Annotated in this window: 9 protein-coding genes; 5 read left to right on the forward strand and 4 right to left on the reverse strand. The window is 61.7% G+C overall.

The features are described 5' to 3' along the window. Window positions 1-477: 477 nt before the first annotated feature. Both yghX and AC19YS_RS30660 read right to left on the reverse strand, forming a co-directional pair. Window positions 478-1,365 (reverse strand): YghX family hydrolase, encoded by an 888-nt coding sequence (gene yghX, locus AC19YS_RS30655; protein ID WP_106578985.1) that lies wholly within the window; start codon window positions 1,363-1,365, stop codon window positions 478-480. 44 nt (window positions 1,366-1,409) lie between these two features. Next, a complete protein-coding gene (locus tag AC19YS_RS30660) occupies window positions 1,410-1,904 on the reverse strand; it encodes a PaaI family thioesterase (protein WP_124417670.1) in 495 nt (164 codons plus the stop codon). A 121-nt stretch (window positions 1,905-2,025) separates the two neighbouring features. Between AC19YS_RS30660 and AC19YS_RS30665 the strand changes: the two genes are divergently transcribed. Further along, window positions 2,026-2,592, forward strand: coding sequence for a YceI family protein (locus tag AC19YS_RS30665; RefSeq protein WP_164487943.1), 567 nt, complete (start codon window positions 2,026-2,028; stop codon window positions 2,590-2,592). On the opposite strand, the gene AC19YS_RS30670 is transcribed toward AC19YS_RS30665, so the two are convergent. Next, entirely contained in the window at window positions 2,589-3,479 is an 891-nt protein-coding gene (locus tag AC19YS_RS30670) for a DMT family transporter (RefSeq protein WP_200625536.1), read from the reverse strand. The genes AC19YS_RS30665 and AC19YS_RS30670 overlap by 4 nt on opposite strands. An 89-nt stretch (window positions 3,480-3,568) precedes the next feature. Here AC19YS_RS30670 and AC19YS_RS30675 point away from each other — a divergent pair, with 89 nt between their 5' ends. Beyond that, complete coding sequence (locus AC19YS_RS30675; RefSeq protein WP_500603459.1) at window positions 3,569-4,894, forward strand: aminotransferase-like domain-containing protein; 1,326 nt, start codon at window positions 3,569-3,571, stop codon at window positions 4,892-4,894. Between the two features lie 29 nt (window positions 4,895-4,923). Here AC19YS_RS30675 and AC19YS_RS30680 read toward each other — a convergent pair whose 3' ends face one another. Beyond that, the gene (locus AC19YS_RS30680) at window positions 4,924-5,355 is read right to left on the reverse strand and encodes a nuclear transport factor 2 family protein (RefSeq protein ID WP_106578990.1); all 432 of its coding nucleotides are present in this window, start codon (window positions 5,353-5,355) and stop codon (window positions 4,924-4,926) included. A gap of 257 nt (window positions 5,356-5,612) precedes the next feature. Between AC19YS_RS30680 and AC19YS_RS30685 the strand changes: the two genes are divergently transcribed. Genes AC19YS_RS30685 through AC19YS_RS30695 form a run of 3 tightly spaced genes read left to right on the forward strand, consistent with a single transcriptional unit; the run spans window position 5,613 to window position 7,043 of the window. Further along, complete coding sequence (locus AC19YS_RS30685; protein WP_145161156.1) at window positions 5,613-5,822, forward strand: DUF6434 domain-containing protein; 210 nt, start codon at window positions 5,613-5,615, stop codon at window positions 5,820-5,822. A 5-nt stretch (window positions 5,823-5,827) separates the two neighbouring features. After that, window positions 5,828-6,298, forward strand: coding sequence for a RidA family protein (locus AC19YS_RS30690; RefSeq protein WP_179677322.1), 471 nt, complete (start codon window positions 5,828-5,830; stop codon window positions 6,296-6,298). A gap of 7 nt (window positions 6,299-6,305) precedes the next feature. Further along, complete coding sequence (locus AC19YS_RS30695; protein ID WP_500603461.1) at window positions 6,306-7,043, forward strand: CPBP family intramembrane glutamic endopeptidase; 738 nt, start codon at window positions 6,306-6,308, stop codon at window positions 7,041-7,043. Window positions 7,044-7,387 lie beyond the last annotated feature (344 nt).

A 7,387-nucleotide genomic window follows, 5' to 3' on the forward strand; every position in this document is an offset into this window, starting at 1 on the left:
CATGTGGGAGCGGGCTTGCTCGCGAAGACGGTGTGCCAGCCGGCTGATTGGGCGCTGACCCACCGCATTCGCGGGCAAGCCCGCTCCCACATGGGTTCTGTGTTGTGACAGGAGAAGCGGGGTTATTTCCAAGCTGAGCGCTGACTTGTTGTGGCGAGCGGGCTTGCCCCGCGTTGGGCTGGGAGAGGCGGGGTCAGGCCCCGGTTCTAGCATTAACCGTGGTCTGACCCTTATGTCCCTCTTATGTCCCTTATTTCTACCCTCGAACACTAATCTGGAAAACAGCGACTACTCCATGTGGGAGCGGGCTTGCTCGCGAAGGCGGTGTGCCAGCCGGCTGATTGGGCGCTGACCCACCGCGTTCGCGGGCAAGCCGGCTCCCACGTGGGTTCTGTGTCGTGACAGGAGAAGTGGGGTTATTTCCAAGCTGAGCGCTGACTTGTTGTGGCGAGCCAGCTTCCACATTTCAGCTCGGGGCTAGGCCAGGTATTTGTGGAACCAGCCTAGGGTTCTTTCCCACGCCAGATTCGCCGCCGCCTCGTCATACCGGGGCGTTGAGTCATTGTGAAACCCGTGGTTGGCGCCCTTGTAGATGTACGCCTCGTACGTCGTGCCCGCCGCCTTCAACGCCTTTTCATACGCCGGCCAACCTTCGTTGATGCGCGTATCCAGCTCGCCGTAGTGCAGCATGATCGGCGCCTTGATGCGCGGCACATCTTTGGCCTCCGGCTGTTTGCCGTAGAACGACACCGCCGCGCCCAACTCCGGATAGGCTACCGCCGCCGCATTGGTCACGCCGCCGCCATAGCAGAAGCCGGTAATCCCGACTTTGCCGGTGCTGTTGTCGTGGTGCATCAGCCATTCGATGGCGGCGAAGAAGTCGTTCATGAGTTTTTCGGGGTCGACTTTCTGTTGCAGTTCCACGCCTTTTTCATCGTTGCCGGGGTAGCCGCCCATCGAGGTCAGGCCGTCTGGCGCCAGGGCGATGAAGCCGGCTTTGGCCAGGCGGCGGGCGACGTCTTCGATGTAGGGGTTCAGGCCACGGTTTTCGTGAACCACCACCACCGCCGGCACCTTGCCGCTGGCCTTGGCCGGGCGTACCAGGTAGCCGCGCACCGTGCCGTTGCCTTTGGGCGAGGGGTAGGTGATGTAGTCGGCGATGATCTCCGGGTCGGTAAACTTGACCTGTTCGGCCAGCGCGTAGTTGGGGCTCAGGGCCGCCAGCAGCGCAGAGGCGGTGAGGCCGCCAAAGGTGAACAGTGCGGCGCGGTCGAGAAATTCGCGGCGGTTGAGCTTGCCATGGGCGTAGCCGTCGTAGAGTTCCAGCAGTTCGGGGGCAAAGTCTTTCGCGGTGAGACGAGTCATCGGTGCATTCCTCGATTAGCGGTGGCAATCAATGTAGACCAGGATCAGCCCGCGCGACCATGGGCGGCAGCCGCCAGTTGGCCGGTATCGACGCGCACGAACACCGAGTCACCGATGGCGGTGAGCACCTCACCGGCGTACACCTCGCAGACCACGCGGCTCTTGCGCCCCACCTCGCCCTCAACCCGCGCGCGCAGGCTCAGCGTGACGCCCATGGGCGTGGGCTTGATGAATTTGATGCCGAGGTTGCCGGTGACGCAATCGATGCGCGGCGAGCTGCCGGGTTCACGTTGCTCGGCGCGGTAGTGATAAGCCATGGCCGTCCAGTTGGAATGGCAGTCCACCAGCATGGCGATCAGGCCGCCGTAGACCAGATCGGGCCAGCCGCTGTATTTGGCCTCGGGCTGATGCTCGGCGATGACATGGATGCCATCGGCGTCCCAACGGCTTTTGATGTGCAGGCCATGCGGGTTGCTGCCGCCGCAGCCGTAGCAGATGCCTTCGGGGGCGGTGGTGTCCTGCAGAGAAGGGGTGGGCATGAAAAGTCCTTATTGTTTTTCGCGACTACTCTGTTTAGCAGGACGCGCGCCCGATGGGAATAAATCCATGCCATGGCGTGTTAGCTCAGCACGTGTGTCCTTTTCTCTCGCGGAGCGTTTCATGAAGCGTCGAATGTCCAAGGTGTTCTTGCTGGCCCTCGTCTTCGGTTGGTTTTCCAGCGCGCAGGCTGTGGAATACAAAGACGTCAACCGCACCGCCAGCCAGATCAGCTTTACCTTCCAGCAGTTCGGGCAGCGAGTGTATGGCACCTTCAGCGACTTTGAAGGCACCCTGACGTTCGATACGCAAAAGCCCGAGGCGGCGCATGCGTTGCTCAAAATCCAGCTCGCCAGCATCGACGCCGGCAGCCCGGACGCCAATACCCAATTGCAGCAGCCCGCGTGGTTCGACACCACGGCCTATCCGGTCGGCGTGTATGAATCCAACGGCGCCACCGCACTGGGCGACAACCGCTACACGATCGCCGGCAACCTGACGATCAAGGGCATCACGCGGCCGGTGGACATCACTGTGCTGCTCAAGGAGCAAAGCGGCATCGGCGTGTTCGACGGTGAGTTCGTGCTCAAGCGCGACGACTTCAAGATTGGCGAAGGTGAGTGGGCGGGCAACAGCGTGGTGTCCAACGACATCACCATCAAGTTCAAGATGGTCGCGCCGCAGCGTTAACGTGCAAACCGTTTCGCGCCGGCCACGCAGCCGATCACCGCAACCGTTACCAGCACCATGCCCAGGCTGACCTGCTCATGCAGCAGGCCCGCCGCCAGCGCCAGGCCGAAGAAGGGTTGCAGCAACTGCAACTGGCCGACGGCGGCGATGCCACCCTGAGCCAGGCCGCGGTACCAGAACACAAAGCCGATGAGCATGCTGAACAACGCCACATAGCCCAGGCTCAGCCAGGCCGGCAGGCTGATGCCGCTGAAGGTCGCGGGGGCGAGGATCAGACTCAGCGGCGCCACCACCGGCAGCGACACCACCAGTGCCCAGCAGATCACCTGCCACCCGCCCAGGGTGCGTGACAATTTGGCGCCCTCGGCATAGCCCAAACCGCATGCCAGCACCGCCAACAGCATCAGCACGTCACCCACGGGCGCGGCGCTCAAGCCTTGGGCGACGGCGTAGCCCATCACCAACAGGCTGCCGAGTATCGAAAACAGCCAGAACACCGGGCGCGGCCGCTCGCCGCCACGCAGCACGCCGAACACCGCCGTGGCCAGTGGCAGCAGGCCGATGAAGACGATGGAGTGCGCCGAGGTGACGTATTGCAGCGCCAGTGCCGTGAGCAGCGGAAAGCCAATCACCACGCCGAGCGCGACGATTGCCAGCGGCAACCATTGCGCGCGCGATGGGCGTTTCTCCTTGAACAGTCTCAGCAGGCACAGCCCCAGCGCGGCGGCGAGGGTGGCGCGGATCATGGTCAGGAACACCGGGTTGAACTCCATCACCGCCAGGCGCGTGGCCGGCAGTGAACCGCTGAAAATGAGCACGCCGATAAAACCGTTGATCCAACCTTGAGTGCTGCTGTCGAGCCTGTTGAGGCCAAAGGTGCGTTCCATGAGGGCGTGCCTGAAAAGGATAAGTTGCGTTCGGCCATCCTAGGGTCGAAGATTAAGACAATCAAAAAATTGTCATGGATACATCGCTTATGCCACGTGCTCGCTACAAGTCGCTGGTCGATGCGTTTGCCGGGGATATCCGCAGCGGTGCGCTGCCACCCGGCACGCGTCTGCCCACCCACCGCCAATTGGCCGCCGACCATGGCCTGGCGCTGGTCACGGCCAGCCGTGTGTACAGCGAGCTTGAGGCGATGGGCCTGGTCAGTGGCGAAACCGGGCGCGGCACGTTCGTGCGCGAAATCTCGTTGCCGCCGGGGCAGGGCAGTGGGCAGATGACGGTAGCGACGGGCATGCTCGACCTCAATTTCAACTACCCGTCGCTGCCGGGCCAGGCCGATTTGCTGCGTACGGCGTTGCGCCAACTGGCGCTGTCGGGCGACCTGGAGGCGCTTCTGCGCTACCAGCCCCATGCCGGCCGCCTGCACGAGCGGGCAGCGGTGGCGCGGCACCTGTTGAACCGAGGGCTGGTGGTGGAAGCCGAGCAAGTGCTGGTGGTTAGCGGTGCCCAGCACGGCTTGGCGGTGACGATGATGGCATTGCTCAAGCCGGGGGATGTGATTGCCGTCGATGCCCTGACGTATTCAGGCTTTAAAGTGCTGGCCGAAACCCTGCACCTGGAAATCGTCGCGATCCCGGTCACCGCCAGTGGCCCGGACCTGGACGCCCTGCAACGCCTGTGCAGCAAGCGGCCGGTGCGCGCGGTGTACAGCATTCCGACCTTGCATAACCCGTTGGGTTGGGTGATGAGCCTGGAACAGCGCGAGGGATTAGTCGGCATTGCCCGACAACACAATCTGATGATCATCGAGGACGCGGCCTACGCGTTTCTGGCGCAGGAGGCGCCGCCCCCATTGGCAACCCTGGCGCCTGAGCGCACGGTGTACGTCGGCGGGTTTTCCAAGAGCGTCGCGACCGGGTTGCGGGTCGGCTTTATTGCCGCGCCCCCGGCCTGGGTAAAGAAACTGGAACGCACCATCATGGCCACCACCTGGAACGTACCCGGCGTCATGAGTGCGATGGCCGTGGCCTGGATCGAGGACGGCACGGTCGACCAGCTGGAAGCGCAAAAGCGCCAGGATGCCAAAGCGCGACAGGCTTTGGCGGCGCACGTGCTCAAGGGCGTGCATTACATCAGCCACCCGTCATCGTATTTTCTGTGGTTGCCGCTGGGTGAAGAGGCCAGGGCCGATCAAATCGCCATGGCCTTGCAGCGCGAAGGCATTTCGGTGTCCACCGCCGAGCCGTTTGCGGTTTCGGCAACCGTGCCCCACGCGCTGCGTTTGGCATTGGGCTCGGTGAGCATGTCGGCGCTGCGCGAGGCGCTGGTGAAGGTCCGCGAGGTGGTGCAATGGTGAGCTGACGCGCGCCAGCTCACCACCGTTCATCAGTATTTGTAAGCCTGGCGCCCGATCAGCAGCCACTTGCCTTTTTGCTTCTGCCAGACCTGGAAGTTGTCGATGTCGGTCGGCGTGTCTACGCCACTGTTCACCGCCAGTGCGTGAAAGTGGTTACGCACCAGGGCCGTGTCGCCGTCGAGGGTAATGGTCTGGTTCTGCATTTCGAGGGTCTTGAACGCGCTGGTGTGGGTTTCCAGATCAGCAATGAATTGCGCTTTGTTCTGCACCTTGCCGCTGGAGTGGCCGTAGGTGAGTTTGTCGGAGGTCAACGCATGAAGCTGCTTGAGGTCCAGGTGCAACATGGCTTGGGTCAGTTGGTCGACCGCTTGGGCCACATCCTTTTCGGCGGGGGCAGGCGCTGCTGCGACGTAGCCGGTGAACAGGCACAGAAAACCGATCAGCACTTTGACGTTTTGCATGGGTGTTTCCTTATTGTTGTTAGGATCGGGCACGATTATTTAAGTCGTCGTACAACCATGCAATATTTCTGATGGGGAAGGAAAGTGAAATTTTGAAATATCTTGAAAAGGTTAGGCGATGACGCGTTGTAAGCGCTTTAGAGTCTTGTACGACATGTCAACACGTCGTGTAGGGGTGTGAGTTTTACCGTGCCGCTTCCTGCTCAAGTAGCACATCGCTATGCTACTGCCGACACAACAAGAACCCCGAGGGAAAAATGGATTTTAACTGGCACAGCGACGTTATTACCCGCGCCACCCCCGTCACCCCACACTACAAAAATACCCAGAACGTTCGCCGTTTCATGCTTGAACACTGCGGCCCGGGGTTCAAGTTCGACCGGCCCTTCATGGCCTGGATTCGCAGCGACATCCCCAAGACCCTGGGCGATGTGGTGGATGAGTGGCAACGTCGCAACGAGGTTTGACGAGCATGACAGCAGACGAAAAATACCAGGCAGTCCAGCAGCGCCTCGGCTATCAACTGGACGAGTTCAAAATCGGTGGCAATTACACACCCTTGGTGCGCGATGGTCACCACCTGTACATCAGCGGCCAGATCCCCCGGGTCGGCGACACGATCGTGCTGCCCGGCAAAGTCGGCGAAAGCCTGACCCTGGCCCAGGCGCAAATCGCCGCCGGCATCAGCGCGCTGCGTTGCCTGGGCTTGCTCAAGCAGGCATTGGGCTCGCTGGATCAAGTCAAGGCCATCGCACGTATCACCGTGTACGTGCGCAGCGCCGAAGACTTTGATCAGCAAAGCGAGGTGGCCAACGGTGCGTCGGACCTGCTGCATGAAATTCTCGGCAGCGCCGGCACGCACACCCGCACGTCGGTGGGGGTGATGCAGTTGCCGAAATCGGCAGCGGTCGAGATCGACATGATTGCTGTCGCCCACGGTTGAGGCCGGCATGATCACCCAAGGCATGGGCGTACTGACCAACTACGGCGTTCACCTGGCGCCGGGGCTGGTGCTGTTTGGGCTGTGGTTTGCGCTGACGCCCAGGGCGATGCTGGCGATGCGCATCCTGATACTGCTGACGGCATTTGTGTTGACGCGTGACGCGATGACGCCGCTTGGGATGTGGTCGCTCAGCAGCGAAGTGCAGATCGCGTTCAGCGCGAATGCCTTTGTATTGGCGGCGCTGGGTGGGATGTCAGTGCTGCTGATTATGGTGCTTGCACGCACGGCGCCGGAGTTATGGCGGCTGATGCGCTGGACCATCGGCAATCCTGCGCTGGGTTTGGCCGTGGGACTTGTGGTGGGCTGTTTGCTCGGTGTGCCGCTGCGGGTTTACCAGGGCATCGAGGCGTTCGAGATTCACGGCTACTGGATCTGGCTGCCGGGGATGTTGGTGCTGGCCTATGGCGCGAATGCGTTGGAGGAGGTGCTGTTTCGCGGTTTTTTGCAGGGCTACCTCGAACAGCAGGTGACGCCATTGCGCGCGGCATTGATCAGCGGCGTAGCCTTTGCGGCCTGCCACGCGTTTCTGGCCTTGAGTGTCACCCAGTTGGGCTGGCCGGTATTGCTGTTCACCCTGATCGAAGGCCTGGCCTGCGCGCTGGTGCGCATGCGCTATGGCGTGTTGCCGGCAACCGTGGCCCATGGCACGGCCATCCTGTTGATTGCCGTGCCCTACCTGACTTGATGTGAAATGCAGTAAAACTTGTGGGAGCGTGTTTAGCCAGCTGCTGACCGGCCCGGCCTGAAATGCAGTCAACACTGTGGGAGCGGGCTTGCTCGCGAAGGCGGTCTGTCAGTGAAAAACAGGTTGGCTGATCCACCCCTATCGCAGGCAAGCCAGCTCCCACATTTGGAGTGTGTTTAGCCAGCTGCTGATCGGCGTGGCCTGAAATGCAGTCAAAACTGTGGGAGCGGGCTTGCCCGCGAAGGCGGTCTGTCAGTGAAAAACAGGTTGGCTGATCCACCGCTATCGCAGGCAAGCCAGCTCCCATATTTGGAGCGTGCTTAGCCAGCTGCTGACCGGCCCGG

It is taken from the genome of Pseudomonas sp. MF08831, assembly GCF_059862645.1.